The following is a 25782-nucleotide window of genomic DNA, read 5'->3' as shown; positions in this document are numbered from 1 at the left end:
GTGCGGGGCCGGGCGACGGTCACCCGACCGACCGGACAGCGTCAGGGCCCGCCGTCGAAGCCCCGCGGGCGGGGGTGCGACGGCGGGCCCTGACGTGTCCGGCGGCTCGGTCAGCACAACATGTCTTGGCCGCTGTTGACGACGGAGCCGTTCGAGAAGTTCCACTCCGGCGTGTGCCCCTCGCGGGAGCAGCCGCTGAACTCGGCGATGCCGTAGTAGAGGCGGTCGCTGGAGGGGTTGGAGTAGATCGACAGCTTGCTGTGTCCGGGGAGGAACGAGTCCCACCAGGCCGTCCCGTCCCACACGACCGTCGGGGACGCCGGGCCGTACTCGGAGCCGCCGCCGGAGGAGTTCCGGACCTCGATGAAGCCGTTGGCCCTGGTCCAGTTGGTGTTGGTGATGTGGGCTTCGGTGTACGCGCCCGAGGTGCAGGAGTCCCACGCGAGGTAGAACGTGCCCATGGTGTGGCCGCCGCTCCAGATGTAGCGGGTCGGGCCGAGCTGGGACAGTCCACAGGCGTGCGCGGTCGCGGCCGGGCCGGCGACGGCCACCGTCAGGCCGCCGGCTGCGACGGCGAGCGCGGTGATGCCGGCCCGGATCCGGGTGCGGAGTTTCATTTCACGTCCCCCTTTGTGAGCTGAACTTCCTCGCTCGAACGGTGCCACGGAATCCGGACCCCGGTCCAGCCATCGACTTACCGGATTCCCGTAAAGCTTTCGTATGGCGCCGTGGATTGCCGCCGACGCGTTTTGTCGGGCGAATGACCCATGGTGCCGAGACGGGTGGACGACTGCAGTTCCTCGACAACCCCGCTGGGCTCAGGGGGCGCCGGTGGGCGCGGACCGGCCGACCTGGAGGTGGTAGTCGGCGGCGGTGGCGAAACTGCCCGCCGCACCCCGCACGCTGAGTTCGTGGCGGCCGGGGGCGAGCGGCTCCAGCCGTACCCACAGGCCGCAGGCGTACCGGTAGACCTTCCCGGAGCCGGCGGTGAACGGGTTGCCCTTGACCGTGTCGAACCCGATCAGGGTCGGCTCGATCGTCTCGACGGGCAGGGCGCGCCCGTCCAGGGTGGCGCTGCCCTGGGCGGCGGTCATGAAGTCCAGGCAGTCGGTGCGGCCGCCGCTCAGGTTCACCACGGGGAAGATCATCGGCATGTCGGCGGGGACGGTGCAGGAGCGCGTGACGGCTCCGCCCGTGGTGCCGGCGAGGAACCAGAGGTCGGCCTTCTGCCCCTGGCCGCAGAGGTGGCCGTCGCGGTCGAGGACCGGATTGCGGGCCTGCTCGATCGAGGCGGCCCAGCTCCACCAGCTCGCCTGTACGTCGTACGGCCGGATGGCCTGCACCCTGGCCGTGTAGGCGGGGTTCGCGTCGGGCGGGGGCTCCTGCGTCGCCGGGACGCTCGGCGAGGGGGTCGCGGCGGAGCCGGCGGCGGTGGGGACCGGGGTGGCGGACCCCGAGGCGGCGGGGCCCGGGGTGGCCGAACCGGCGGCCCGGTCGGGGGCCGGTGAGCCGGTGCAGGCCGCGGTGAGGGCCAGGGCGCCGACGATTACCCCGGCGAGTCGTCTGGAGAGCATGATCGGAAAGCTTACGGGGGCAGGTCCGGGGACCGGACGCCGGGCGGTTCGGCCCACCCGGCCCGGAACGGCTCACCCGGCCCGGCCGTCGCCAGACCGGGGGCGGTTGACGGATGGTCACGGCCGGGCCCTACGGTGGTCGGCATGACGAACTCGGGGACCCCGGACAGCGACAAGACCGACGTCCGGATCAGCATCTTCGGCGGCAACCGCCTTGCAGGACACGAGATCCACAGCCGCACCGTGACCGCCTCGCTCATCGGCGGCGCCGACATCGACCTGACCGACGTGGACATCCCCGACGGCGCCGAGCTGCGGATCACCAAGCTCAGCCTGATCGGCGGGGTGAAGCTGCGGGTCCGCCCGGAGGTGCGGGTGATGGTCGGCGGCATCCGCCTCGGCGGGGTCAGCGACGACGGCCCGAGCCGCCCCGGCGGCCCGACCGTCCACGTCGCCGCCTGGGGCCTGCTCGGCGGCGTGAGCGTCCTGCGCGACTGACGCGGGCCCGCGCGGGTCTCGCGCGGGACGCGCGCCGCCATCGGACGGTGGGCGCCGCCGTCAGGTGGTGGGCGTCGCCCTCAGGTGGTGGGCGTCGGCGCAGGCGACGCCACGCCGGTGGGCGGGGCCTGGCAGGGCAGGGTGACCATGACGGTCACGCCCTGGCCGGGCTTCACCGCGCCCACGGTGATGGTGTAGTGCTCGGACTCCTGGGAGGCCTTGAAGTCCCAGGTGTCCGAGTCGGACCCCTTGGAGGCGATCTTGAAGCCTTCGCCCGCGAGCTTCTCGCGCAGTGCCCGGACCACCTCGGGACGCTGCTCGTCCGCGGCCTCCAACTGGATCGCCGAGCCGAGCTGGTACGGCTCGCCCTCGTCGGCGACACTGATCCCCCGGCCCGGGCACTCGAAGAAGCCGGACATGCCGCCCCACGGATTCCGCTCAAGGCCCGTCAGCGTCCGCACGTGGTCCTCGATGCGCTCCGCCCGGGTCCGCGCCTCCTCCCGGGACTCCACGCGCACCGGCTTGCTCGGCGCGTCCGACCCGCCGACGAGCGAGCACGATCCGAGCACCAGTGCGCCCGCCGCCATCAGCACGGCCGCACCGGCCCCCCGTACGGCCGCACCGGACGGAAGGGCCGTCGAACTCTTGGACAACTGCGGTACTCCCCCGTGAACAAGCGTGCGATCTGCAGTCCGGATGCTACGGCACCACCGGGGAGGATCCGTACTCGATCCGAGGCCCGCCGCGCCCGGTCCCCGTCCGTCCGTCCGCCGTCAGCCGTCAGCCGTCAGCCGTCAGCCGTCGCGGAGGATGCGGTGGGCGATCGGCGGGTGCACGCGGAGCAGGGCCAGCAGGGCCCGGGAGGCGCCGATCGGGACGAGGGGGCGGCCGCGTTCGATGCCCCGGGCGATCGCGGCGGCGGCCTCGGCGGCCGACAGCTTGCGGACCGCACCCTCCCGGTCCGCCGTCATCGCCGTGTCGACCAGCGGCAGCACCACCTCCTGCACCCGGACGGACGGCGTGTCGGCCTGCGCCTGGTAGCGCAGCGACTGCACCAGGGTGTGCACGGCGGCCTTGGTCGCGCAGTAGACGGGTGCGGAGCGCTTGGGCGCGTACGCCAGGCCCGAGGTCACGGCGACGAAGGACGCCGGGCCGCCCGCCGCCACGAGGTGCGGCCAGCTCGCGGCCGCCAGCTCGACCACCGAGCGGAAGTTGACGGCGATCTCCTGCCCGACCCGGTCCAGCAGTTCGGGGCTCGGCCCGCCGGTGAGGGAATCCAGGTGCTGGACACCGGCGTTGGCGACCACCACGTCCAGCCCGCCGAGCTGCCCGGCGGCGAGCCGGACCACCCGGGCGGCCTCCCCGGGCACCGACAGGTCGGCGACCACCGCCTGCCGCGCGGGCTGCGACGGAACGGTGAAACCGGGTGCAGTGTCCGGGACTTCGGGCACGCCGGGGTCGCTGCGCCGGCCGCAGGTGACCACCCGCGCGCCGGCGTCGACCAGGGCGCGGGCCAGGGCGTCCCCGACCCCGCTGGTGCCGCCGGTGATCAGGATGCGCTTTCCACTCACGTTCATGCCCGCCACGATGGCCCGGCGCCGCACCCCGCACTTGTACGATCGCGCCATGGCGCCTCCCCCGTCCCGGCCCTCCGGCCGGACCGTGCACCCCGAACTCACCGCCGCGGTGCTGTGGGCCGTCACCGCGGGCGCCGCGCCCCCCGCGCCCGCCGCCCGGCTCGCCGAGCGCCACCTCGCCGACGGCGCCCCCGTGCCCGAGCAACTGCACCGCGAGCTGCTCGCCCACCTCCACCGCCTCGGCTGGCCGACCGTCCTGGCCGCCGCCCGCCGACTGTTCGCCCGACCGCGGGACCCGCTGCTGCGCTCCCTCGTCGCCGCCGAGGACGTGGCCGACCTGCTCACCCGGTCCCGGCTCGCCGAGCCCTGGCTGTACATCGGCCACACCACCCGGGCCGACCTTCGCCCCGGCGAGCTGACCGTGCGCCACCTCGGCCACCTCGGCCACCGGCCGCTGCCCGCCGAGACGCTCTTCGTCTGCGCCCTCCACCTGACCGCCGTCGCCACCGTCACCGCCCAGGACGTGGACGCGGTCCTGCTCACCGGCGACGGCCGCACCCTGCCGCCGTCCGCCGTCCACCCGACCGACGCGCCCGCCCCGATCGCCGCCTGGCGGCTGCGCTGGACGGACACCGCGACGGCCCCGACGGCACCCCACCCGGCCGAGCGGCGGCTGCTCGGCGAGGTCCGCCGCCGGATCGCCCTCGACCCGGCCGCCCCCTGGCGGGTCGGCGACACCGCCACCAGCCTCGGCCTGTCCGCGCGCACCCTCCAACGCGCCCTGCGCACCGCCGGAACCACCTTCCAGGCCGAGCTGACCGCCGTCCGCCTGGACACCGCCGGGCACCTGCTGCGCCGCACCGACCTGCCGCTCGCCGACATCGCCGCCGCGGCCGGCTTCACCGACCACCCCCACCTCACCCGCTGCTTCCGCGCCCACCACGGCTGCACGCCCAGCCAGTTCCGCCGCCGGTCCGCCGAGGCCGCGCACTGAGCCACCGGCACCGGGCGGCGGCCGGTCACCCCGGCGTGCTCCGGTGCGCTGCCGCGGACCGCGCCGCGTCCTCGTTCCGCCGACGCCGCTGCACGGCGCGGACGATCTCCGCCCCGGTGTCCTCCAGGAAGGCGGCCGCCGTGCCCAGCTCGCGGATCACGATCCGTCAGCTGCTCGACCACACCAGCGGCATCCACAACTTCGCCCGGACCAAGCTCGCGGCGGACGACTTCGTCGGCGTTCCGTTCCTGCAGCACCGGTTCGACAGCTTCACCCCGCGTCAGCTGGTGGAGATCGCCCTCGCCTACGAGCCGACCTTCGCCCCGGAACGGGCTGGGAGTACTCCGACACCAACTACGTGCTCGCCGGAATGATCGTCGAGCGGGTCACCGGCAGCAGCACGGCGCAGCAGATCGCCCAGCGGATCACCACGCCGCTGCACCTGAAGAGCACCTACGAACCGACCGGTGACGACCCGCGCATCCACGGCCCGCACGGCCGCGCCTACTCCAAGCTGATGGTGTCCGGCGACACCACCCCCTTCTACGACGTGACCGAGCAGAACCCCTCCCTGGGCTTCGGCTCCGGCGACATGATCTCCACCAACGGCGACCTCGCCACCTTCTTCCGCGCCCTGCTGCAGGGCCGACTGCTGCCGCCCGCCCAGCAGCAGGAGATGCTCACCACGCTCGACCCGCGCGGCGGGTGGATCCCGAACACCCGCTACGGCCTGGGCGTCGCCTCGCTCGACCTCTCCTGCGGCACGGTGTGGGGCATGGGCGGCGCGATCGACGGATCCTGGTCCTACACCTTCGGCACCCGCGACGGCCGGCACGTCCTCTCCACGGAGGTCAACGGCGACTGGGCCAACGGCACGTGGGCCTGGCCGATCGGCGTCTTCACCGCCGAGCTGGAGGCCGAGTTCTGCACCCCCACCACGACCGCCACCACCCCCTCCTGAACCGCCCGCCCTCCCGGCGCCCGGCGTCAGTCCACCGTTGGGGCGTCGAGGTCGAGGTCGAGGTCGAAGGATTCGGCTGCGGTGAGCTGCTCGACGAACGTCCTGAAGTCCGCGGCCAGTTCGAGTTCGGTGCCGAGCTCGGTGTCGAACCAGGTGACCGACGGATCGCCGTCCGGGCCGCAATCCCGGTAGTCGAGACCGATCCAGTGGTGACCGTCGCCCGAGAGGAGGACGAGCGGCGACGGCAGCGCCCACTCCTCGACCAGGTGGGGGGTGTCCAGCAGCGACATCGTCCGCTCGCTTCGGCCGATGCCCAGCAGGACGTCGAAGGGAACGTGGTCCTCGCTCCACGAGGTCGGCCGGCCGGTGGGGAACGCGTCGTGCTCGTCGGCCACGATGCCGCCGTTGCGGATCCGCAGGAGGTCGAGCAGGGCCGGGGGAAGGGTCACACCGAGCAGACGCTCCGCTTCCCGCACCGCCTCGTCCGTCAGGGGCTCGTGGACGCCGTGCTCACCGGCACCCCAGAACGTCGCCGTGACCTCGTCGAATCGCGTCATGACGGGCAGCCTACGGCTCGGCCGCGCGGGCCCGGTCGCGGGGTCACACCGGGCGCGGGGTCACACCGGCCGCAGGATCACACCGGCCGCAGGGTCACACCGGCCGCAGGGTCACACCGGCCGCCGGGTCACGCCGGGCGCAGGCGGTCCAGTTCCTCCCCGATCGCCGCGCGCAGGACGTCGTGCCGCGGGACGAGGGCGAACCGCTGGTCGGACCACCGGTCCCGGGGGTAGAGCCACACCGGCCGGCCCACCAGGTCGGCCGGCTCCCAATCGAACCGCGGCCAGACGTGCGCGTGCAGGAAGCCGTCCGTGTTGCCGAGGATCTCCAGGTTGACCCGCCGGAACGCCGGGTCCAGGCGGCGGGATGCCCGTTCGACCGCCTCGCCGAGCCGGTCCATGTCGGAGAGGAAGGCCAGCCGTCCGTCCCTGGGCAGGTCCGAGAGTCGTTCCGCCCGGGGATCGTCGGCCAGGAGCACCGAGTAGCCCGGCAGGAACTGCACGTCGCCGATCACGGCGAACCCCGCGGTCAGCCGCCGCAGCACCGTGGGGTTCTCACCGCGCAGGGCGCTCCCGATCCGGTCCGTCCGCCAGTCGTCAGCCATGGCCGGAATCTACCCGGCCACGGCCGCCCGCCCGTCGGCCGGGTTCCTGCGCCCCGGTCGACGGGCGGTCACAGGACCGTCAGGGCCGCCTCCAGGTCGTCCAGGCCCAGCGAGCCCTGGCGCAACGCCTTCATGTGCCAGCGCTTGAGGTCGAAGTCGTCGCCCGTCCTGCGGCGGGCCGCCTCGCGACCGGCCAGCCAGGCGCGCTCGCCGAGCTTGTAGCCGATGGCCTGGCCCGGGCGGCCGAGGTAGCGGACGATCTCGCTGTCCAGGACGGCCGGCATCAAACCGGCGTACTCCGCCATGAAGGCGCCGCCCAGCTCCGGGGTCCAGCGCTCGCCCGGGTGGAACGGGGAGTGGGCCGGGATGACGCTCTCCAGGTGCATGCCGATGTCGATGACGACGCGGACGATGCGCATCATCTGCTTGCCGAGGTAGCCGAGGCGGCGTGCGGGATCGGTGAGGAAGCCGAGCTCGTCCATCAGGCGCTCCGCGTACAGGGCCCAGCCCTCCACGTTGGCGCTGATCTTGCCGAGGGTGACCTGGTAGCGGGACAGCTGCCCGGCCGCCGCCGTCCACGAGGCGAGCTGCAGGTGGTGGCCGGGAACGCCCTCGTGGTACCAGGTGCTGACCAGCCGCCAGGTGCGGAACCGTTCCTCGGCGTCGCCGTTGGCCGGCGGCAGGAAGGTCCGGCCCGGGCGGGCGAAGTCCAGGCTCGGTCCGTTGTAGTACGGCGCGGCCGCGCCGCCGGCCGGGGCGATCCGGGTCTCGACCCGGCGCAGCGGGCCGGTGATGTCGAAGTGGCGCCCGTCCAGCGCCTCGATCGCCTCGTCGGTGATCCCTTGCAGCCAGGCGCGCATCCGCTCGGCGCCCTGCACGGTGTGCCCGTGCTCGTCGAGGTGGGCGCGGGCCTGCCCGACGGTGGCGCCCGGGAGCACGCGTCCGGCCTCCGTGCGCAGCTCGGCCCAGACCCGGTGGAACTCCTCCCACGCCCAGCCGTAGGCCTCGTCCAGGTCGAGGTCGGCGCCGGTGTACCGGCGGGCGCCGAGCAGGTAGCGCTCGCGGCCGACGGCGTCCGGCGTGCCCTGCGCGGCGGGCCGGTAGGTGTCGCGGAGCCAGTCCCGGAACGCGGCGACGGCGGCGGTCGCGTCCTTCGCGGCCGCGTCGAGGTCGGGGCGCAGCCGCTGCGGCGCGGGGGCGACGAAGTCGGCGAACCAGCCGGGGCCGCCGGCCGTCTCCCCGGTCCACGCGGTGAGCTGCGCGCCGAGGACGTCGGCCTGCCGGGGCGCCGCGAGCAGTCCGCGCGCGACGCCCTCGGTCAGGGTGGCCCGGTGGCCGTCCAGCGCGGCGGGCAGGTTCCGCAGCCGTCCCAGCACCGGGGCCCAGTCCTCGTCGGCGGCGGTGGGCATCATCGTGAAGATGTTCCGGAGCTGATGCACCGGCGTGTGCAGGTTCGCCACGGTCCGCAGGTGTTCGCCGGCGTCGTGCGCCCGCAGCTCGGCCTCCAGCCGCTCGCGCAGCAGCCGGGCGCAGGCGTGCTCCGCCGGGTCCCCGCCGGGCCCGGCCGCGGGCAGGGCGTCGAGTCGTGCCAGCGCCTGCCGGGCGAGGCGGGCCTGCTCCTCGATGCCGTCCGGCGACAGGTCGGGCATCGTGTCGTCGCCGGGCGTCAGGCCCAGGGCCGTGGACGTGACGGGATCGTGTGCGGCGACCCGGGCCACGTAGTCGTCGGCGATCTGTCGGGGGGTCATCACCTGGTCGGGCATGTCGTCCTTCTCGCTCGGTCGGCCTCGGGCGGCCGGAGGGAGCCCTCCGACGGAGGCTAGTGCCGCTGGTCTCGGGGTCGAGGTCGGATCGGTGGGCGCGGAGGGGTACGGCGGTCACTGCGGATGAGGTGGTCGCCATCCTGCCCGGATGCGCCGCGAATAGTCCCGTCGTTTGACGGATTCCGTCAAACGAGCACCGTGTCGCGGGTGCGTCGGGTGCAGCATGGGTGCATGAGCGTGTGCATCGACATCGGGGGGCTTCGACCGGAGCAGGTCGCAGCAGCCCCCTCCCCGCTGGCCGAACTCGGCATGGCGCTGCACGCGCTCGCCGAGCCCGGGCACCACCCGGGGCTCCAGGGCTGGGCGACCGGCGTGACCGCCCGCCTCGACCCGCACCTGGCCGACCGGCTGTACGAGGTCGACTTCCTCTGGCGGACGACCTTCTCCGATCTCTTCCTCCCCTACGCGGGCATCCCCGGCGACGCGGCCCGCCCCGGGGCCACGCTCGGCGAGGAGCTCGACCTCCTGGACGAGCTGACCGACGAGCAGTTCGTCGACGCCGCGCTGGAGTTCAACTACCCGACAGCGTACGGCGAACCGAGCCACGGACCGCTCGACGACCCCGGACAGCATCGCCGCGTCCTGGAGCTGGCCGCACTGCGCGGCCCGCGCCAGATGAGCTTCACCGACCGCCTGTTGACCGACCCGCCCCGGATCCGGCACTGGCTGCGCCGCCTCCTGGAGGACTGCGACGAGGCGTTCTTCGCGGACACCTGGGCCCGGCTGTGCCCCCGGCTCGCGGCCGACACCCGCCACCGGACCGAACTGCTGCGCCGCAAGGGGGTGGCCGAGGCGCTCACCTCCCTGTCGGCGGCCGTCACCCTGGACGAGGCGGAGGCCCTGGTCACGGTCGACAAGGTCGGCGCCGGCCGGACCGCCACGGCGGGCCGCGGCCTGCTCCTCGTGCCCACCAGCATGGGCTGGCCGCACCTGATGGTCCTGCACCGCGACGGCTGGCAGCCGGTGGTGCACTACCCGATCGCCTCCCCCGAGCTGGCGACACCGCCGCCCTCCGTCGAGCAGGTCACCCGGCGCCTGGCCGCCCTCTCCCACCCCGTACGCATCCGCCTCTGCCGCCACCTCGCCCGCGGTGCCTTCACCACCAGCGAACTCGCCCAGATCCACGGCCTGACCGCCCCGGAGATCTCCCGGCACCTGGGCGTCCTGAAGAAGGCGGGCCTGGTCACCACACGGCGCCGCGGACGCTACGCGCTGCACCAGCTGGACGTCACCGTCGTCGCCCGGCTGGGCAGCGACTTCCTGGAGGGCGTCCTCCGCTGACCGGCCCCGCCCCACCCACGGGCCCGGCGCACCCCCCGACCCGGCGCCGCCGGGGCCACGCGCCGGGCGCGGGCCCTGGAAGCTAGTGGCCGTCCTGCTTGACCCCTCGTCTCAGCCACGGAGCGAAGATCGACGTGGCGAGGAACGTTCCCACCGCGCCCAGGACCGTCACCACGACGGGGAGCGCGGGTGCATGCAGGACCACGTAGAGCGGCGACCCGGGGATGACGAGCCCCCACACGGCGAAGGAGAAACACCCCATGCAGGCTTCCGCGACCGGTGGCGCGGACTTCCGGGTCTTGTCCTCGGGACGGCTGGGGGCTGGCTGCGGAGTCCCGGATCCGACCAGGGGCGGAAGGCGGGATGCCGCGGGATCCTCCCCGCCGGGATTCTCCCCGCCGGGCTCCTTCGCGGCAGGTGCGTCCGTGAAGGCGTAGGTGGCGAGGAATGCCGCGGCGGTGCCCAGGATGCAACCGCCGTAGAGGACCCAGCGGAGCGGAAGGTAGGTCGCCAGCGGGTCGTCCTTCAACACGCCGGTCAGCACGCCCAGCACGGTCGTGTACAGCGCGATCACCTCGGTCGGCACCGCCTCGACCAGGGTGTCCGCGCCACTGCCTTCGCCGGCGGCGGTCGACTCGCCGTTCCCCGTGGCGGAGGCGGGCCAGGTCCGGGAGGTCGGCGGTCGGACCGCGACGGCGGGCGCACGTCGCCGACGGGCGGTGACGGCGAGTGACCTGATACTCATGGCTCACACCCGGCCGTCGTCAGAAGGTCACCTGGACCGCGAGTCCGCTGTCCAGTGTGGAGGCCAGGTCCTGGATGTACTGGTGGTCGAAGAAGTGCGGCGACGTTCCCGAGCCTCCGACGAAGTGGCCGAGCACCGAGCCGCTCCACATGCCGGAGGTGACCATGGCCAGACTGCCGGAATCGCCACGCCGGAGCCGGCCCGACGGCGCGAACTGCCACACCTTCAGCCACTGGCGTCGGGCGTCGCCGAGCGTCACCAACGCAGCGGTGACCGATCCGACCTGTCGGCCCGACGGGCCACCGTAGACGACCACGTCCAACGTCTCGTACGGCGGTTGCGGAGGCGGCATGGCGCCCCGGTGGGAAACGAACGCCACCCGGTGATCGGGATCGTCGAGTGCGACGACGGCGTAGTCGTACCCTCCCTTGGTGCCCGCGTTCACGGGGTCCTGCCAGTCCACGACCGTCCCGGTCACCCAGCGCGGAACACCGTCCCCCGTGGCGTACACGTCGACCTGCACCTTGCCCGGGACGAGATGACCGGCAGTGATGAAGCCCGACTCCTGCGGGCCGATCCTGCAGGGCAGGCCCACGGTCGCGCTGCCCGCGGGGCTGCGGGCGACCACCTCGTCGGTGGGATAGACCACGCCGGCGGCCGTCGGCCGGCCGGCCAGGTCGATCAGGGTGTCCGGCGGCACCTCCCAGGACCGCAGCAGTCCCCAGACCCGCGTGTCCGACCAGCCGTTGTCCATCAGCGTGGCCAGCGGATAGCGTCCGGCGGGACGCCCGACCCCGTCCGCCCTGACGTCCTCGAAGCTCGCCACCACCAGCGGGTACGTCCATCGCCCGTGTGCGTCCGGTGCACTGCCCACACCCCAGACCAGGGGCTGCATCCCCTCCTCCAGGGACCCGAGGTAGTGCTGGTACAGGTCGAACAGTCGCTGGACGACTCCGAACAGTCGCTCGTTCTCCGGGTCGGTCCACCACACCGTGACCACCTCCCACGTGCGGGGCGCCTGCCGACGGAACAGTCGGCGGAGCTCAGGGCCAGGATGGCCCCGCCGGTTCGGGCGGGCGAGCCGGTGCTGCCCGTCCGAGTGGCCCTGTCGGTGTCGGGAGGAGGAAGGCCGGGGCTCGGCGGCGGGCCGCGACGGCGATCACCGGCCGCTTACCTGCACCGGACGTCAGGGACTCGTCAGCACCCCCGGAACTCACTCCACCAGGGCGGCGGCGATGCGGCGGATCGTCTCGCGGCGCTGCGCCCGGTCGGCGGGGTCCAGGACCGCCAGCACCTCGGGGTTGGACGCCGCCCACAGCATCGCGACGTGGGCGAGCAGGGCGAACAGGACCCGGGGGTCGAACCGGGTCGAGATCCGGCCCTCGGCCTGCAGCTCGGCGATGGCGGCACTCCTGCTGCGCACCTCGGCGATGCCGAGGTCGTTGAGCGCGTCGCCGTGCTCCAGCCGCTGCCAGGTGATGATCCGGGGGATGTCGGGGTGCTCGGCGTAGAGGTCGCTCAGGCTCGCCGTGAACCCGGGCAGGTCGTTCACGTCGAGCGGCACGTTGACGACGATCTGCTCGACCAGTTCGTTCCAGACGGCGTCGAACAGCCCGGCCTTGTTCCCGAAGTAGTGGTAGATCTGGGCCTTGTTGCTGCGTGCGGAGGCGGCGATGCGGTCGACGCGGGCACCGTTCAGCCCGTACGCGGCGAACTCGGCCCGGCCTGCCGCGATGAGTCTCCGCTTGGTGGCTTCGGCGTCGCGCTCCATCTACCCAGCTCCTAACTAACCGTTTACTTGACAGGGTCACCACGACACAGTCTAATCAACTAACCGTCCAGTTGAATATGGACGGGCGTGCACCTCGGGGTGGGGTCACGCATCTCGGGGCGGGGTCGCGCACCTCGGGGCGGGGTCGCGCACCTCGGGGCAGGGGAGGGGACCGGGCGTGGAACCGGGCATGGTGATGGTCGGTCGGGACGGCGAGCGGGCGAGGCTGTCCGCGTTCGTGCAGGCCTCCGACGGACAGGCCCTGCTGCTCAGGGGCGAGGCCGGCGTCGGCAAGAGCACCCTGCTCGACCTGGCGGCGCGGATCGCGGCCGGGGACGGCCACCTGGTGATCCGAGCGACCGGGGTCGAGGCGGAGACCGAACTGCCCTACGCCGGACTGCACCAGCTGCTCTACCCGCTGCTCGCGGACGGCGGACAGCCCGGCCGGCCACCGCTGAACGCCGCCGCCCGCACCGCGCTCGACGCCGTGTTCGACCGGACGGACGACTCGCCGCCGTCCGTCATGGCCCTCGGCATCGCCGTCCTCAACCTGCTGTCGTCGACCGCCGCGACCCGGCCCCTGCTGCTCGTCCTCGACGACGGCCAGTGGCTGGACGAGGCCAGCGCCGACGTCTGCGGGTTCGTCGGCCGCCGGCTGGCCGGCAGCCCCGGGGTCAAGCTCTTGGTGGCCGTCCGCAGCGACATCGCCTCACGGTTCGACACCGCGGCCCTGCCCGAGGCACCGGTCCACGCGCTCGCCGACGCGGACGCCACCCGCCTGCTGGACCGGCACCACCCCCAGCTCGGCAGGCACCTGCGCGGCCTCGTGCTGGAGACGGCCCGCGGCAACCCGCTGGCACTGCTGGAGCTGCCCGCCCACACCGCCTCGCAGCCGGGCGACCGGGCGCCGGAGGACCTGCTCGGCCCGCACGGCGTGCCGCTGCCCCGGCGGATCCAGGAGATCTACGCCACCCGCCTCGCCCGCCTCGGCGACACCGTCCGGGCGCAACTGCTGACCGGCGCCCTCGACGGCACGGCGGCCAGGCCGGGCGAGGGCCACGCCCCGACCCCGGGGTACCGCATGCGCGGCGTCGACGAGGCGGTCGGGTGCGGCCTGCTGGTCGTCGAGCCGGCCACCGGCAATCTCGTCTTCCGGCACCCGCTCGTCCGGTCGGCCGTCGTCCAGCTCGCCACCACGGACGAACGCCGGGCCGCCCACCGGGTGTTGGCGCACCTCCACCGGGAGAACCCGGAACGGCGCGCCACCCACCTCGCGGCCGCCACCGTCGACCCCGACGAGGAGGTGGCCGCCGCCCTCGAAACCGCCGCCCGGTCGGCGACCCGGCGCGGGGGCGCACGCATGGCCGTGTCCTGGCTGACCCGTGCCGCCGAGCTCAGCGAGAACCGGGCCGACCGCTCCCGGCGGCTCGGCGACGCGGCGTACGTCGCCGGGCAGGCGGACCGGCTCGGCCAGGCCCGCAGCCTCGCACTGGCCGCCTCCACGCCCGGCTCGGACGACAACCCCGCCGCGGTCCTCGCCGACGCCTACCTGGCGCTGTACCAGAACGGCGACGTGCGGGCCACGCACCGCCAGGTCACGGCGGCGATCGGGCGACTGCGCGACGGCGACGCGGCCCGGCCGTTCCAGGCCCAGCCCTCCACGACCCGGCCTTCCCCGGCCCGGCCCTCCACGACCCGGCCCGACGCCGACCCCAACGGCGAGGTGCTCGACCGCCTGGTCAGCCTCCTGCTCGCCGTCAGCCAGTACGCCAGCAGCCGTACCGCGTGGCACCGCACGCACGACGTCCTCACCTCCCTCGGCGACCTCGCCACCGAACGGGCGTGGCTGTACGCCGGCACCTGGAGCGACGTCGTCCGGCACGGCGCCGGCCTCGCCGAGGCGGTGGAACGGGCCGCGGCGGACCTGCAGCACCAGGACCCGTGGGACGTCACGCGCCTGGCCGTGTCGGCCTACCACCTCGACGTCCTGAGCCCGCTGCGCCCGTACCTGGAGCGCGTCGTGGACCGCGAACTGGACACCGGCGCCACGTCCAGCGGCATCGTCATGCTGCACCTGGTCATGCTCGACCAGACCGCGCTCGGCCAGTGGGACGCCGCCGAACGCACCGGACAGCACGCCCTGGCCCTGGCGACCGAGACCGGCAACCAGCTGTTCGCGCACCAGACCCGCGCCTACCTGGCCCAGCTAGCGGCCGTACGGGGCCGGGCACAGGAGGCCCGCGACCTGCAGGCCGAGGTCGACGCGTGGGCCCGCCCGCGCGGCGTCGGATTCCTCACCCAGCTCGCGGACGCCATCGGCGCGACCACCGCGCTGAGCGCCGGCGACTACGAGACCGCGTTCCTCTACGCCATCGGCATCACCGCGCCGGGGGCGTTCCGACCCTACGCGTACCAGGCGTCGCGGACCCTCCTTGACCTCGTCGAAGCCGCCCTCCACACCGGGCGCGCCGAACAGGCCCGGGCCCACGCACTGGCCGCGCGGGACGCCGGCCTGCCCGACCTCTCGCCGCGCCTGGCCCTGATCACCCACGGGGCCCTGGCGATGACGGCCGACGACGACGCGGAGGCGGCGGAGATGTACGCCCGCGCGCAGTCCCACCCGGCGGCCGAGCGGTTCCCGTTCGAGCTGGCCCGGATCCGGCTCGCCCACGGGATCCGCGTGCGCCGCGCCCAGGGCGGCGCCGCGGCCCGCGCCTTCCTCGCCCCGGCCGCCGAGGCGCTCGACCGGCTCGGCGCCACCGCCTGGGCCGCGCGAGCCCATGCCGAACTGCGGGCCGCCGGGGTCACACCCCACACCCCGGCACCCACCGCGGTGCCGCTGACCTGGCAGGAGCGCCGGGTCGCCGAACTCGCCGCCGCCGGCCTGACGAACAAGGAGATCGGCGAGCGGATCCGGCTCTCCCCCCGCACGGTCAGCGCCCACCTCTACCGCGTCTTCCCCAAGCTGGGCGTCACCACGCGCGCCGCCCTCCGCGACGCCCTGACCAGGATCGACCACCACTCCGCCGCGCCCTGACCCCCGCACCTTCAAACCCCTCGAACTCCGACGCACCATCAGGTACCGTCCCACGTCGCCGAATCGACCCGTCCGTTCCGACGAGCCTGCGAGGAATCATGGAGACGCAACCGATGGTGAACCAGCCCCGCGAGGTCCTGCTCACCGGTGCCGCCGGCCGCATCGGCACCTGCCTGCGCGAGTCCCTGCCCGCCTACGGCTACCGGCTGCGCTGCTTGGACCGCCTCCCGGTGCCCGGCGAACCCGACGCCGTCATCGCCGACCTGCAGGACGCCGGGGCGCTGGCGGCGGCGATGGACGGCGTCGACGCCGTCGTCCACCTGGCCGGGATCCCGGGCGAGGCACCGTTCGGCGACATCCTCGCCGCCAACATCGAAGGCACCTACCGGCTCTACGACGCCGCCCGCGCGGCGGGCGTGCCGCGGATCGTCCACGCCAGCAGCAACCACGCCGTGGGCTTCACCGAGCGCCCCGCCGACGGCAGCACCGTCCGGGTGGACACCCCGCAACGGCCCGACACCTACTACGGGCTCTCCAAGTGCTTCGGCGAGAACCTCGCCTCGCTGTACGCCGACCGGCACGGCATCGAGACGGTCTCCCTGCGCATCGGCTCCTTCGCTCCCCGGCCCCGCAGCGTCCGGATGCTCGGCACCTGGCTCAGCCCCGCCGACTGCACCCGCCTGGTGCACGCCGCCCTCACCGGCCCGGTGGCCGGCCACACCGTCGCCTACGGCATATCCGCCAACACCCGCGCCTGGTGGGACCTCGCCTCCGCCCGGGCACTCGGCTACCGACCCCTGGACGACGCCGAACTCTTCGCCGCCGACCTGATCGCCGAACTCGGCGAACTCCCCGCAGAGGACCCGGAGTTCCGCTACCTCGGCGGCCGCTTCACCCAGGCCCGCCCCTGACCGCCACCCGCCATCGGCGGCAGAACCGCCGGGACGACGTCGTCCGCGGCGCGTCAGGGGACGACCTGTGCGCCGAGCAGGCCGCGTCCGGCTTCTGCCGCCGCGCGCCACCGGGCGCTGCTGGAACCGGCCCGCTCGCCGCAGGCCTTCGGCGAGTCCTTCGGTGACATGGCTCCCCCGCCGCAGTTCCAGTTCGAGCCGTACCCGGAACTGCTCAGGTCCGGGCTGCTGTGGCGGGCCGGCGACGCCGGGAGGCGTGTCCCGTTCGGGCCGCCGGGGGCCGGAACGTGAACGCCGTACGGGGTCACCGCGCCCGACGTGGGATGCCGCCGGGACCGACGACGGCATGCCGGCGGGATGACGGTGGGATGACGGTGGGATGACGGCGGGCGGGTGCACGCTGGTGCGCATGACCGAGCTTCTCGCATCAGCCGACGACGGACGACGCATCACCGCCCTTGACGACGGATCCGGACCGACCCTGCTGGTGGTCCATCCGGGGGGCGGCGATGCGACGGCCTGGGACGGCGTCACCCGCCTGCTCGTCGACGACTTCCGCGTCGTCAGGATCCGCCGACGGATCTACGTCTCCGGAGCGGACATCGTCCTTCCCCACTCGATGGCCGTCGAGGCCGCCGACATCGTCGCCGTCGCGAAGCTCCTGGACTCTCCGGTGCTGCTCGTGGGGCATTCCTCCGGCGCGGTCGCCGCGCTGGAGGCCGCCCTGCTGGACCGGTCGGCGTTCGCCGGCCTGTTCCTCTACGAACCTCCCCTGCCCACCCGGGAGTCGGTCGCCGGACCGAACACCGGGGGCGCGGGAGCGCGGGCCCGTGCCGCGCTCGACGGGGGCGATCCGGTCGAGGCGATGCGGATCCATCTGCGGGACATCGTCCGCATGCCCGCACCGGTGGTGGACGCCGTGTTCGCCGACCCGGACACGCGGGCCAGGCTGACCGCGTACGCGGCCGCGCAGATCGCCGACACCGAGGCGGTCGACGCGCTCGGCGTCGGCGTCGACCGCTTCGCGACGCTCGAAACGCCGACGACCCTGATCGAGGGCGATCTCAGCCCCGCCCACCTGCGCGAACGCCTCGCCGACCTGGCGGCGGCCCTGCCGAACGCGCGGGTCGTCACGCTCACCGGCCAGGGGCACGGCGCCCACCTCGCCGCCCCCGACGCCCTCGCCCGCGCCGTCCGCGACACGGCGGCGCAGGTCCTCCAGGGGTGACTGCAGGCCTCACCCCTGGTCCACGGCACTACCAGGAACCGTCGGGCCGGAGGAGGGCCCGGTCGATGAGCCCGAGTGCGTGGTCCGCGTCCGGTCCGCGCCAGTTCGGGCTCGTGGCCACGGCATCGAGGAGTGTTCTCGCGGTGGCGATGAGTTCCCGGGCACCCTTCGGACCGCGCCCGCGTTCGCCGAGTCCGCCCAGGCGTCGGCGGATCGCCATGGACTCCCGCACGCAGGCCAGTGCGTCGTCCAGTTCGCCCGACCTGGCCAGGGTTCTCCCCAGGACGGCCAGGTCGACCGCCAGGTGGCCCGGGCCCACGGGGTCGCGGGCCGACCTGCGCCGACAGGCGACCGCGCGGCGCATCGCTGCGGCGCCGGTGATCGGCATGCCCAGCTCCGCGGAGACGATGCCCGCTCGCATCCAGGCGTCGGCGAGCCGGGACTCGTAGTGCTCGGTGTCGTACGGCCCCACTCTGAGGAGGACGTTGACGGCCGCGTACGCGGGTGCGAGCGCTTCTTCGTGTCGTCCGAGCCTGCGCAGGATCGTCGCCGCCCTTCCCAGGGCGGTGGCGCGCTCGGCTTCGGCGGGGATGGCCCGTCGGGGCGCGGGCCACCTCCGCCCACGGCGCAGTCCGCCGGCGCGTTCCAGTGCCGCCGCGGATTCCGCGGGCGACTCGGGCAGCGACGAATCCGTGCCCAGGGGGTCGCTGCCGGTCAGGCGGAGGTACAGCCGGGAGGCCGGGTTGTCCTCGGCTATCCGCCGGCGGAGCAGCTCGACGGTGTCGCACAGCCCGGGGAAGGCCGGGTCCTCGCGCGCCGGACCGGCGTTGGTGGACACGAAGTTGTCGACCACTTCGGCGAGTTCGCCTGTGAAGCCCGCGGAGCTCGTGAAGCCCGCGGAGCTCGTGAAGCCCGCCGAGCCGCTCTTCCGCAGTCGTCTCGTCCACGGCCGCGACCCCGCCGGGTTCGTCAGGAGGGCGACTGCCGGGGTCAACGCGCACTCCGGACCGTATCTGGCCGAGCCCTCCATGTGGAAGGTGATCGCCATGCTCTCGGCGCCCGTGGACAGCATGTCCTCCCAACGCCCCAGGTGGCCGTAGACCTTCGCCAGGAGGGTGAGTTCGACGGAGAGCAGGCGCTGGTACTCCGCGGGGTTGCGCCAGGCCATCCGGCGGCGGAGCCCGATGCCCTCGATCTGGGGTGCCAGCGACTCCTCCCACCGCTGGAATGACTCGAAGACTCTGGCGAAGGTGGTCAGAGCGGTGGTGAGTCGCCCTTCGTGCTCGGCCGGATCCTTCCGGAGCAGATCGCGCGAGATCGCGATCGCCTCTTCGGCGGCGGCCACCGCCTCCTGCTCGCGTCCGGCACCCGCGAGGAGTTGCGCCAGTTTCTGCAGGGCGAACTGGAGGTCCTCCCGGTTCTCGGTCTGCGTGTCCCCGTGCAGGCTCCGGAGGGTCCGGACGGCCTCGGACTGCGCGTCCGCCGACTCCGCGGGGCGGTGCAGCATGTCCAGGGCCGACGCCCGTCTGTCGAGCCCGCCCGCGAGGAGCCGGCCGTACCGCGCGGGATTCTCGTGCATCGATCGGCGGGACAGCCCGATGACTTCTGCGGTCGACGCCAGGGCCTTCTTCGGCCGGCCCACTTCCAGCTGCACGATCGCGAGCATGACGAGCCAGGTGAGGAGGTCGTCCTCGTGATCCCCCGGGCTGCGGCGTTCCAACCCGCGCCACAGCGTGACCACTTCGGAGATCAGCGGCAGGGCCCGGTCGAACCGTTCCAACCGCATCTGGACGCCGGCCGCTCCGCCCAGGACGTGGACGTAGTCGCTCTCGTGCTCGGCCGGGTCCTCCGCGGCGAGTCGGCGAAAGATGCCGAGCCCTTCGTCGATCACGGCCTCCGCTTCCGGCAGGTCGTCCGCCTGTGCCCACCGGAAGCCGCGGACGCTCCGGTTCAGGGCAGCCGTCATGGCGTCCCCGCCCAGGGTCGGCAGCAGCAGACAGGCACCCAGGGACACCAGCGCTTCGGCCAACTCCTTGTCGTGGGACGGCGGATGATCGGAAGCCAGTCGTCGGATGACCGGGACGGCGTCCCGGAGCGCGGCCACGGCCGCGTCGAAGCGGTCGGCGGCGGAAAGGCGCGCGGCCAGCGCCTGCAGGATCCGAGCCCGTTCGACGTCGGTCGCGCCGGCCAGCCGGCCCTCGGCCAGGTGCTCGGCCAGCGTCGCCGCGGCGACGCTGAGCGCTCCGTCCGTCCGGTCCGGGATGCGGGCCTCGACGGCCTCCAGGACGCCTCTGAGGTGGGGCCAGCGGGTGGCGGCGGCGACCAGGAAGGTGATCGTCCTGGGTGCGAAGGACGGGAGTTCGTGCCCGGCGTCGTCCGGCGACTCGGCCCGGCCGAGCAGGAGCTCGGGAACGTCGCTCGCCCAGGGGTCGGGGACGTGGCCGGAGATCCGGTGGCCGGGCAGGGTGAGGGCCAGGAAGTCCTCGGCGAGGCGGTCCGGGTAGAGCGGTTCGAGGGCGCTGTCCGGGGCGGTCGGCGGATAGCAGTAGCCGTGGTCGTCCAGGACCCGGTCGGCGTCGGCGAGGCCGGCGCGCGCGAGGGCGTGCCTCGCGTCGCGGTACGGGAGCGCGCCGGTGAGCGCCGCGACGAAGACGGCCCTGGACAGCTCCAGGGGCGTGCTGTCCAGGCCCGTCCGCCCTCCGGCGGGATCGTGCCCGACGGGGACCGTCCCGCCGTCGTACAGCGCCTGCCAGTGGTGCCGTTCCCGGGCCAGCAGATAGCTCGTCAGGCCGATGAGGTCGGCGGGCGGCGGCGGTGCGGAGGCGTTCGGCGCCCGGGGCGCGGAGGCGTTCCGCGCCAGCGGTGCGGAGGCGCTTGGCGGCAGCGGCGCGGAGGCGTTCCGCGCCTGCCGGTCCACGGCGACCAGCGCCGCCATGTGCACGGCGAGGGTGAGCCCGAATTCGGGCTGTTCCAGCCAGGTCGGTACCGCGATGGCCTCGGGAGCGTCCAGCCCGTAGTGGCGGGCGAAGCAGTCCCGGGCCACGGCGAACATCCGGCCGCGCGCCTCCCCGGAGTCGGGCAGCGGGTCCAGGCGGTGGTCGGCGAACGTGTCCGGAGCCCAGCCGGCCTGGTCGAGTGCGTGCAGGAACGGCTGCGAGGCCTGCGCGGTGCGCGCCAGCAGGAGCACCCGTACGGGGACGTCCTGGCGGAGCACCTTGTTGCTGAACAGCCAGGTCAGGTGGGTCAGGGGCCACCGGTCCGCGTAGTCGACCAAGACGAGCAGCCCGCGTGCTCCGCCGATCCGCAGGTCCTGGCTCGCGGGTGCCGTGTCGTCGATTCGGCCGATCGTCTGCTCGGCGCTGAGCACCTTCCAGCCCAGCCGCCGGGTGCGGGCGGCGATCTCGTCGGCCAGGCGCGTCTTGCCCTGGCCGCCCGCGGCGTGCAGCCAGAGCGCCGCCCGTCGGACTCCGCTGTCGCGCCACGCGGTGAGTTCGCGCAGCTCTGCTTCGCGGCCGACGAACTCCACCACGGCGGTGCGCGCGTTGAGCAGATGGCTCGGATGGACCGGCGGTGCGCCCACGTGCTGGACCGGCCCGGGGTCCGGCTCCGCGGGGGCGTACCCCCTCAGGAGGTAGACCGGCCCCCGGCCCGGAACCTGGTACAGGTCCCCGCCGACCACTCCGTAGGCATTCCCCGCGAGGGCCGTGACGGGCTGGACGACGCCCGGCCCGCTCCGGCCGCCGCGCCGTCGTGGGCTCACGGCCGGTTCGGCGATCCGTCGCCCCGGGCGCCGCCGTCCCGGACCACCCCGAGGTTGACGATGTTGCCGCCGATGACGCCCTGGGCCTGGGCGTTCTGCCCGCTGGCCGTGATGTTCTGGATGGTCTGCGACTGCGGCTGGAACTGCTCCTGCGACCTCAGCTCGGCGAGGAACTGCTCCACGTCCTGAAGCGCCTCGGGGTGGGCGGCGAGCAGGTCGCGCAGCCGGGTCTCCCAGACGACCTCGGCTCGGGCCCGGACGCGCCCGGGGCCGTCCTCCCCCTCGGCAGCGAACTCGGCGGCGATCTCGGCGGACGAGCGTTCCAACTCGGCTCCGATCCGCTGTTCGGCGTCCCGGCCGGAGCGACGCCAGAGCGCGGGTGCCCTGCGCACCAGGTCGACCACCCCGGTCGCCAGCGCCCTGACCAGCTGCTGGCCGCCCTCGATCGCGAGCGCCTCGAACACATCCGTCATGACCGCCCCTTCCCGCAGCCTCGTCCGGGCCGCCGGATCATGTCAACTCTACTGCGGGTCAAGGACATTATGAGAGATGCGTGGCGCCTGCACAGGGTTTCGGCCGCGGCGGCCGACAGGGCCCGACCACCGCCGGGAGCCGGGAGGCCCGAGCGGTGGTTCGGAGGTCGGCACGGTAGCGGCCCGGGGTCGTGCCGATGATGTCGGTGAACGCCGTGATGAAGCTGCTGGGGTTGGACCATCCGCAGGCGTAGGCGGTTCGGCCGGTGTCGTGGCCGTCGGCGAGCAGCACCAGCGCGTGGTGGATGCGCAGTTGCGTGCGCCACTCGTAGAAGGTCATGCCGAGTTCGCTGCGGAGGAGCCGGCTGAGGGTGCGGGTGCCGGCTCCGACCCTCCTCCCGAGTTCGGCCAGTGTGGCGTTGTCCGCCGGGGTCTCGTACAGCATCCGGGCCAGGGCCTGCAGTCGGTCGTCCCGCGGCTCCGGCAGGTGCAGCGGCTGCTCGCGTGCTTCGTCGAGTTCGTCGACGAGGACGCGCAGGAGGCGGAGGCGCGCGGAGCGGCTGTAGCGGGGCCCGGCGTCGTCGTTGCCGGGGCCGGCGGCGTCGTCGTTGCGGGGGGCGGTCAGGGCGAGCAGGACCTCGCGGGCGAGGCCGGAGGCCAGGAACACCACGGGGTGATCCGGTAGGAGCCGGGCGAGGGACGGCGGAAGGAAGGCGATCCGCATGTCGGTGTCGCCGTGGGCGCGGTGCCGGTGCGTGAACCCGGCGGGGGTCCAGGCGACCCGGTTGGCGGGGACGATCGACGTGCCGCGCTCGGTGCGGACCGCCAGGACGCCGTCGGCCGCGTACACCAGGTGTCCCCGCGCGTGGGACTGCGCTGCGCTCGTACCGCCGGACGGCCAGAGGTGGCGCCCGCCGGAGGGCCACACCTGTGACGTCACACCGGCGGTCCGGCGGGCTTGGCGGTGAACGGGCATCAGTTGGCGTCCTATCGGTGACGAGCCACACGTCGGTCCGGTGACACTACCTGCATGCCGAGTGGCCTTCCGTCCCGCGTGAGGCGCCGGACCGAACCACACGTCAGGCCGTCGAGGCGGTGTGCCTCGATGCCGCGGCTTGAGAGATGGAGAGAAGACCATGACGTCATTCGTCCTCGTTCCCGGCGCTTGGAAGGGCTCTTGGGCGTTCGAGGCGGTGATCCCGCTGCTGGAGCGAGCCGGTCACACCGTTCACGCCCTGACCCTGACCGGCCTGCGGCCGGACGACGACAACGCGACGGTCGCTGGTGCCAACCTCGACACGCACGCCGACGACGTCCTGCGGCATGTCGATCGCCACGGCATCACCGACGCGACGCTGGTCGGCCACAGTTACGCCGGGATGGTGATCGCCGCCGCCGCTGATCGCGCCGACGGCCGGGTCTCGCGACTGGTGCACCTCGACGCCTACGTGCCGCGCGACGGCGACTCGTGCTGGTCCTCGACGAACGACCACTTCCGGGAGGTCTTCGTCACCGGTGCCGCGGCCACCGGCTACGCCGTCCGACCGCCGGAGGGCGGCGATCCCCGCCGCCGCCCCCACCCCCTCGCCTCGTTCCTGCAGACGATCCGGCTCACCGGCGCGTTCGCGCGGGTCCCCCGTCGGGACTTCGTCTACTGCTCGGGCTGGGAGGACCGGACACCGTTCGCCGAACTCCGCACCCGCCTCCGGACCGATCCCGACTGGCAGGTCCACGACATTCCGACCGGCCACAACGCCATGCACGAGGCCCCGGAGGCCGTGGCCGCCATCCTGCTCGGCGAACCCACGGCGGGCGTGGAGACGCCCGGGCAGCCGGCTCGCCGCTGAGCGGATCCTGCCGCGCCCACAGTGCCGAGCCGCCGAGCCGGAGCGACCGAAGCGACTGAAGCGACCCGCCGTCGGACACGGGTCGACGCACCGCGACGCCGCTCGGCCTGCAGCCCGCCGTCCGCGGAATGGGGGACAGGGCCCTGAGTGCAGCCAGGACAATCCCGTGCTTCGCGTCCGCCCGAGCGATACGTTCGTCCTCTCGCAACCGGAGGTAACGAGGAACCACTGCCGGTCCTGCGCTCCCTGATCCGGCTCGTCGAACCGGCCGACCCGGACCTGTGCGCGGGCCGGGGTCCGGCCGGCGGGGAGCAGCGCGACTGCGACCACCACTGCTCCCCTCCCCTGAACCGTCACGGCGGTCATCGGCGCGCGGTCACCGGCCCGCGGTAGTCGGCCTGCGGGTCATCGCCCCGCAGCCCTCGGCGCCGCGTACTCCACGTACTCGTGCAGGCCGTAGGCGAGGCCCAGCGCCAGCACCGCCGAGATCACCACCGCGGCGATCAGCCCGAGGGCGACGGTGCGCGCTCCGCGCCCCTTGGGCCCCACGGGCTCCGGCCCCAGCAGGGCCTCGACCCGCTGGGGCACCGGGCCCGTACGGACGGACAGCAACCGGTCGCCGCCGCGTGCGAACGCGCCGGAGGGTGCGGCGGAGGAGACGGCGGTGGACGTAGCGGAGCCGGCCAGTGCCGCGCGGGCGATGGCCGTCGCGGCCGTCCGCCGGCTGTTCACCGCCCGGGCCGCGGCCTCGTCCGCCCACCGCTCCAGGTGGAACTCCAGGGCCTCACGCAGCCGCCCCAGCGCCGGATGGACGGTGGCGGCGAGGTCGGCGACGCCCGACAGCAGGTGGTGCCGCCCGCGGAGATGGGCCCGTTCGTGCGCGAGCAGCACCGCGCGCTCCGACGGTCCGAGGGCTCCGAGCATGCCCTCCGTCACCACGACACGGCCGGCGCGCCCGCGGTGGCGGGGCAGGGCGAAGGCATCCGCCTCCTCGCCCGGCAGGACGACGAGGTCACCGTCCGCGGTCCCCGCGCCGGTCAGCGTCCACGCGCGCGACAGCAGCACGCGGTGCCGGCGCACGGCCAGCGCGAGCCGGACCGCCTGCACGGCGAGCAGCACCCCGGCGACGCAGGACACCGGCACGACCGCCGGCCAGTCGGCGGCCACCCGGCCGAGGTCCATGTGTTCGAGCCCGGCGAGGACCGGCACGTGGAAGAGCGCGATCAGTGCCGCCGCCGTCCCGCCGGCGAGCTGCACGGCAGCCCCGGCGAGCACGAGGGAGGCCTCGCGGGGCGGGAGCAGTCCGGCCAGTCGGCGGGCCGCGGGCGCCGCCGCCCAGGGGAGGGCGGCGGTGAGGGCGACGATCACCAGGAACAGCGTCACGGCCTGCCCTCCGGTTCCACCTCACCCTCCCGGGCGGGGGACGGTTCGGACTCCGCTTCGAGGATGAGGCGCCGCAGGGCGTCCCCGTCGTCGGCGGAGAGCGAGGAGACGAAACGCTTCAGCACGAGGTCCCGGTGCGGTTCCTTCTCCAGTTCCCGGCGCATCCGGCCGGCTGCCAGCCCGGCCGCGTCGGCCACGGGGGCGTACGCGAAGGAGCGTCCGGGCCTGGTGCGCTCCAGGGTCCCCTTCTCGTGCAGGCGGGCCAGGATCGTCGTCACCGTCGTACGGGCGAGGCCTTGGGGCAGGGCGCCCTTGACCTGCTGGGCGGTCAGCGGCTCACCGGCCGCCCAGAGCACCGCCATCACGTCCGCGACGAGCTCCCCGTGCGGGCGCCTGGCCTCCCGGCCGTCCCTCGCCATCTCTCCCCCTGCTCCGATGCGGTCGACCGGCACGCCCCGGGCGCCGGCCGGCGCCCGCCCGGACCCGGTGTGGTGACGAGACGGGGTCGGGCGTGCGGAGCCCGGGTGTGCCTCGCTCAACTCTAGGGGGCACTACTCCGGCGGTGGCGGGGCAGGGGGTGCCCCGGGCTCGGGCGAACAATCGCTCGGACGCACCGTCAAGTCCCCCGGGAACCACACGATTCGATACGACGACAACAATGTAGACCAACCGTGCGGGCCCGGGTATCGTGAAGATCCGGCTTGCCCGTGCGGACCGCGCCGCAGCCGCCCCGCCGGTGATCAGAGGCCGTGTTCAC

General features: G+C 74.1%; 24 protein-coding genes. 9 read left to right on the top strand and 15 right to left on the bottom strand.

Translation table 11 applies throughout. The annotated features are described in order from the left end of the window. Nucleotides 1-110: 110 nt before the first annotated feature. A complete protein-coding gene (locus tag ACIGG8_RS22110) occupies nucleotides 111-617 on the bottom strand; it encodes a hypothetical protein (protein ID WP_396550057.1) in 507 nt (168 codons plus the stop codon). A gap of 201 nt (nucleotides 618-818) precedes the next feature. Next, on the bottom strand, nucleotides 819-1574 hold the full coding sequence (locus tag ACIGG8_RS22105; protein ID WP_396550056.1) for a hypothetical protein: 756 nt from the start codon (nucleotides 1572-1574) through the stop codon (nucleotides 819-821). Between the two features lie 144 nt (nucleotides 1575-1718). Here ACIGG8_RS22105 and ACIGG8_RS22100 point away from each other — a divergent pair, with 144 nt between their 5' ends. Continuing rightward, entirely contained in the window at nucleotides 1719-2072 is a 354-nt protein-coding gene (locus ACIGG8_RS22100) for a hypothetical protein (RefSeq protein ID WP_396550054.1), read from the top strand. 80 nt (nucleotides 2073-2152) lie between these two features. Here the strand turns inward: ACIGG8_RS22100 and ACIGG8_RS22095 are convergent, their stop codons facing one another. Together ACIGG8_RS22095 and ACIGG8_RS22090 are read right to left on the bottom strand one after the other, a co-directional pair. Further along, nucleotides 2153-2725: a hypothetical protein gene (locus ACIGG8_RS22095; RefSeq protein WP_396550052.1), complete on the bottom strand. Its 573-nt coding sequence runs from the start codon at nucleotides 2723-2725 to the stop codon at nucleotides 2153-2155. Between the two features lie 141 nt (nucleotides 2726-2866). Then, complete coding sequence (locus ACIGG8_RS22090; protein ID WP_396550050.1) at nucleotides 2867-3649, bottom strand: SDR family NAD(P)-dependent oxidoreductase; 783 nt, start codon at nucleotides 3647-3649, stop codon at nucleotides 2867-2869. A gap of 49 nt (nucleotides 3650-3698) precedes the next feature. On the opposite strand from ACIGG8_RS22090, the gene ACIGG8_RS22085 reads away from it, so the two are divergent. From ACIGG8_RS22085 to ACIGG8_RS22075, 3 genes are all read left to right on the top strand, one after another. Further along, the gene (locus tag ACIGG8_RS22085) at nucleotides 3699-4643 is read left to right on the top strand and encodes a helix-turn-helix transcriptional regulator (protein WP_396550048.1); all 945 of its coding nucleotides are present in this window, start codon (nucleotides 3699-3701) and stop codon (nucleotides 4641-4643) included. Between the two features lie 116 nt (nucleotides 4644-4759). Continuing rightward, complete coding sequence (locus ACIGG8_RS22080) at nucleotides 4760-5017, top strand: hypothetical protein (RefSeq protein ID WP_396550046.1); 258 nt, start codon at nucleotides 4760-4762, stop codon at nucleotides 5015-5017. Beyond that, nucleotides 5002-5604 carry a serine hydrolase domain-containing protein gene (locus ACIGG8_RS22075; RefSeq protein ID WP_396550044.1) on the top strand — a complete coding sequence of 201 codons (603 nt, stop codon included), beginning with the start codon at nucleotides 5002-5004 and terminating at the stop codon, nucleotides 5602-5604. Before ACIGG8_RS22080 ends, ACIGG8_RS22075 begins: the two co-directional genes overlap by 16 nt. 26 nt (nucleotides 5605-5630) lie before the next feature. Here ACIGG8_RS22075 and ACIGG8_RS22070 read toward each other — a convergent pair whose 3' ends face one another. From ACIGG8_RS22070 to ACIGG8_RS22060, 3 genes are all read right to left on the bottom strand, one after another. Continuing rightward, a complete protein-coding gene (locus ACIGG8_RS22070; protein WP_396550042.1) occupies nucleotides 5631-6161 on the bottom strand; it encodes an SMI1/KNR4 family protein in 531 nt (176 codons plus the stop codon). A gap of 128 nt (nucleotides 6162-6289) precedes the next feature. Beyond that, nucleotides 6290-6766 carry a diadenosine tetraphosphate hydrolase gene (locus ACIGG8_RS22065; protein ID WP_396550040.1) on the bottom strand — a complete coding sequence of 159 codons (477 nt, stop codon included), beginning with the start codon at nucleotides 6764-6766 and terminating at the stop codon, nucleotides 6290-6292. Nucleotides 6767-6834: 68 nt separating this feature from the next. Continuing rightward, on the bottom strand, nucleotides 6835-8529 hold the full coding sequence (locus ACIGG8_RS22060; protein ID WP_396550039.1) for a DUF885 domain-containing protein: 1695 nt from the start codon (nucleotides 8527-8529) through the stop codon (nucleotides 6835-6837). Between the two features lie 231 nt (nucleotides 8530-8760). Between ACIGG8_RS22060 and ACIGG8_RS22055 the strand changes: the two genes are divergently transcribed. Further along, nucleotides 8761-9870 carry a DUF5937 family protein gene (locus ACIGG8_RS22055; RefSeq protein WP_396550037.1) on the top strand — a complete coding sequence of 370 codons (1110 nt, stop codon included), beginning with the start codon at nucleotides 8761-8763 and terminating at the stop codon, nucleotides 9868-9870. Nucleotides 9871-9952: 82 nt separating this feature from the next. Here ACIGG8_RS22055 and ACIGG8_RS22050 read toward each other — a convergent pair whose 3' ends face one another. The 3 genes from ACIGG8_RS22050 to ACIGG8_RS22040 form a co-directional block, all read right to left on the bottom strand. After that, nucleotides 9953-10615, bottom strand: coding sequence for a hypothetical protein (locus ACIGG8_RS22050; RefSeq protein ID WP_396550036.1), 663 nt, complete (start codon nucleotides 10613-10615; stop codon nucleotides 9953-9955). 19 nt (nucleotides 10616-10634) lie between these two features. After that, nucleotides 10635-11606 (bottom strand): hypothetical protein, encoded by a 972-nt coding sequence (locus ACIGG8_RS22045; protein WP_396550034.1) that lies wholly within the window; start codon nucleotides 11604-11606, stop codon nucleotides 10635-10637. Between the two features lie 222 nt (nucleotides 11607-11828). After that, nucleotides 11829-12386, bottom strand: coding sequence for a TetR family transcriptional regulator (locus ACIGG8_RS22040; RefSeq protein WP_396550032.1), 558 nt, complete (start codon nucleotides 12384-12386; stop codon nucleotides 11829-11831). A gap of 190 nt (nucleotides 12387-12576) precedes the next feature. Between ACIGG8_RS22040 and ACIGG8_RS22035 the strand changes: the two genes are divergently transcribed. From ACIGG8_RS22035 to ACIGG8_RS22025, 3 genes are all read left to right on the top strand, one after another. Then, entirely contained in the window at nucleotides 12577-15423 is a 2847-nt protein-coding gene (locus tag ACIGG8_RS22035; RefSeq protein WP_396550030.1) for an AAA family ATPase, read from the top strand. Between the two features lie 116 nt (nucleotides 15424-15539). Next, nucleotides 15540-16334, top strand: a complete 795-nt coding sequence (locus ACIGG8_RS22030) for an NAD-dependent epimerase/dehydratase family protein (protein WP_396550155.1) — start codon at nucleotides 15540-15542, stop codon at nucleotides 16332-16334. Nucleotides 16335-16743: 409 nt separating this feature from the next. After that, nucleotides 16744-17562 carry an alpha/beta fold hydrolase gene (locus ACIGG8_RS22025; RefSeq protein ID WP_396550028.1) on the top strand — a complete coding sequence of 273 codons (819 nt, stop codon included), beginning with the start codon at nucleotides 16744-16746 and terminating at the stop codon, nucleotides 17560-17562. Nucleotides 17563-17590: 28 nt separating this feature from the next. On the opposite strand, the gene ACIGG8_RS22020 is transcribed toward ACIGG8_RS22025, so the two are convergent. From ACIGG8_RS22020 to ACIGG8_RS22010, 3 genes are all read right to left on the bottom strand, one after another. Further along, nucleotides 17591-21142, bottom strand: a complete 3552-nt coding sequence (locus ACIGG8_RS22020) for a tetratricopeptide repeat protein (RefSeq protein WP_396550026.1) — start codon at nucleotides 21140-21142, stop codon at nucleotides 17591-17593. A 176-nt stretch (nucleotides 21143-21318) separates the two neighbouring features. Continuing rightward, the gene (locus ACIGG8_RS22015; protein ID WP_396550024.1) at nucleotides 21319-21795 is read right to left on the bottom strand and encodes a hypothetical protein; all 477 of its coding nucleotides are present in this window, start codon (nucleotides 21793-21795) and stop codon (nucleotides 21319-21321) included. A 67-nt stretch (nucleotides 21796-21862) separates the two neighbouring features. Then, nucleotides 21863-22645 (bottom strand): AraC family transcriptional regulator, encoded by a 783-nt coding sequence (locus ACIGG8_RS22010; RefSeq protein ID WP_396550022.1) that lies wholly within the window; start codon nucleotides 22643-22645, stop codon nucleotides 21863-21865. Nucleotides 22646-22931: 286 nt separating this feature from the next. On the opposite strand from ACIGG8_RS22010, the gene ACIGG8_RS22005 reads away from it, so the two are divergent. Further along, on the top strand, nucleotides 22932-23642 hold the full coding sequence (locus ACIGG8_RS22005) for an alpha/beta fold hydrolase (RefSeq protein ID WP_396550020.1): 711 nt from the start codon (nucleotides 22932-22934) through the stop codon (nucleotides 23640-23642). A 405-nt stretch (nucleotides 23643-24047) separates the two neighbouring features. On the opposite strand, the gene ACIGG8_RS22000 is transcribed toward ACIGG8_RS22005, so the two are convergent. Continuing rightward, nucleotides 24048-25025, bottom strand: a complete 978-nt coding sequence (locus ACIGG8_RS22000; RefSeq protein WP_396550018.1) for a M56 family metallopeptidase — start codon at nucleotides 25023-25025, stop codon at nucleotides 24048-24050. Beyond that, nucleotides 25022-25444, bottom strand: a complete 423-nt coding sequence (locus tag ACIGG8_RS21995; RefSeq protein ID WP_396550016.1) for a BlaI/MecI/CopY family transcriptional regulator — start codon at nucleotides 25442-25444, stop codon at nucleotides 25022-25024. The genes ACIGG8_RS22000 and ACIGG8_RS21995 overlap by 4 nt, the downstream gene beginning before the upstream one ends. Between the last annotated feature and the right edge of the window lie 338 nt (nucleotides 25445-25782).

It is taken from the genome of Kitasatospora sp. NPDC085464, assembly GCF_044541955.1.
GTDB lineage: Bacteria > Actinomycetota > Actinomycetes > Streptomycetales > Streptomycetaceae > Kitasatospora.
This window is presented reverse-complemented; position numbering and strand designations above follow the sequence as displayed.

Excerpts from the sequence above, each read along its gene's own strand:
- ACIGG8_RS22110 (WP_396550057.1), bottom strand. The coding sequence starts at position 617 with ATGAAACTCCGCACCCGGATCCGGGCCGGCATCACCGCGCTCGCCGTC.
- ACIGG8_RS22015 (WP_396550024.1), bottom strand. The coding sequence starts at position 21,795 with ATGACGGATGTGTTCGAGGCGCTCGCGATCGAGGGCGGCCAGCAGCTG.
- ACIGG8_RS22025 (WP_396550028.1), top strand. The coding sequence starts at position 16,744 with ATGACCGAGCTTCTCGCATCAGCCGACGACGGACGACGCATCACCGCC.
- ACIGG8_RS22100 (WP_396550054.1), top strand. The coding sequence starts at position 1,719 with ATGACGAACTCGGGGACCCCGGACAGCGACAAGACCGACGTCCGGATC.
- ACIGG8_RS22090 (WP_396550050.1), bottom strand. The coding sequence starts at position 3,649 with ATGAACGTGAGTGGAAAGCGCATCCTGATCACCGGCGGCACCAGCGGG.
- ACIGG8_RS22085 (WP_396550048.1), top strand. The coding sequence starts at position 3,699 with ATGGCGCCTCCCCCGTCCCGGCCCTCCGGCCGGACCGTGCACCCCGAA.
- ACIGG8_RS22050 (WP_396550036.1), bottom strand. The coding sequence starts at position 10,615 with ATGAGTATCAGGTCACTCGCCGTCACCGCCCGTCGGCGACGTGCGCCC.
- ACIGG8_RS22035 (WP_396550030.1), top strand. The coding sequence starts at position 12,577 with ATGGTGATGGTCGGTCGGGACGGCGAGCGGGCGAGGCTGTCCGCGTTC.
- ACIGG8_RS22005 (WP_396550020.1), top strand. The coding sequence starts at position 22,932 with ATGACGTCATTCGTCCTCGTTCCCGGCGCTTGGAAGGGCTCTTGGGCG.
- ACIGG8_RS21995 (WP_396550016.1), bottom strand. The coding sequence starts at position 25,444 with ATGGCGAGGGACGGCCGGGAGGCCAGGCGCCCGCACGGGGAGCTCGTC.
- ACIGG8_RS22060 (WP_396550039.1), bottom strand. The coding sequence starts at position 8,529 with ATGCCCGACCAGGTGATGACCCCCCGACAGATCGCCGACGACTACGTG.
- ACIGG8_RS22040 (WP_396550032.1), bottom strand. The coding sequence starts at position 12,386 with ATGGAGCGCGACGCCGAAGCCACCAAGCGGAGACTCATCGCGGCAGGC.
- ACIGG8_RS22065 (WP_396550040.1), bottom strand. The coding sequence starts at position 6,766 with ATGGCTGACGACTGGCGGACGGACCGGATCGGGAGCGCCCTGCGCGGT.
- ACIGG8_RS22070 (WP_396550042.1), bottom strand. The coding sequence starts at position 6,161 with ATGACGCGATTCGACGAGGTCACGGCGACGTTCTGGGGTGCCGGTGAG.
- ACIGG8_RS22055 (WP_396550037.1), top strand. The coding sequence starts at position 8,761 with ATGAGCGTGTGCATCGACATCGGGGGGCTTCGACCGGAGCAGGTCGCA.
- ACIGG8_RS22105 (WP_396550056.1), bottom strand. The coding sequence starts at position 1,574 with ATGCTCTCCAGACGACTCGCCGGGGTAATCGTCGGCGCCCTGGCCCTC.